This window comes from Vibrio sp. YT-19(2023) (assembly GCF_033337395.1).
Window position 1 is genome coordinate 1 of sequence record NZ_JAWOQN010001108.1, and the last position, 525, is coordinate 525.

The 525-nt window shown below is 43.2% G+C and carries 1 protein-coding gene; it reads left to right on the forward strand.

Going from position 1 to position 525, the window contains the following annotated elements:
- A partial coding sequence (locus R7E78_RS30305) for a hypothetical protein (RefSeq protein WP_318059168.1) occupies positions 1–525 on the forward strand: 525 nt, incomplete at both ends.

Consider the following 525-nt stretch of genomic DNA (forward strand, 5'->3'; position numbering starts at 1 on the left):
AACATTATGAGACTGAACCTACAGACAGTGTGGAGCCTTATCTATTCGGAGAGCAACCAAACATTGAGGTTCGTTTAATAGCCGGGGCGTTTAAGTATGAAGAGACGAACTCGTTTTACGTAAAAGCCAAAGACAGTGCTTACCCTCAAGCAGAGTCGACAAGCGAATTTGTTTTTCAAGTAGACAACAAAGGCCCGGTAATTGAGCTGGCTGAACCTTGGATCGTAGACAAAAACTCTGCTGGTAACTACGTCCTGGGACCTGATTTTCAAGTGAAGCTGACTTCAGTCATTGATGATTCTAAAGTGAGTAACGTCGAGCTGTGGCAACAATCTGGTGACGCAGCAATACGATCAATTGTGCCTAGAGATCCAACACAACCATTTGAAATGGAAATTGGTCGTATACAAAGTGACAGTATCACCATTGATGCAAATAAGAGGGCGAACCTGTTCATTAAGGCGATAGATGAGTATGGATTCGAATCTCAGACAGAGCCACGAACGATAATTATTGACCGAGATG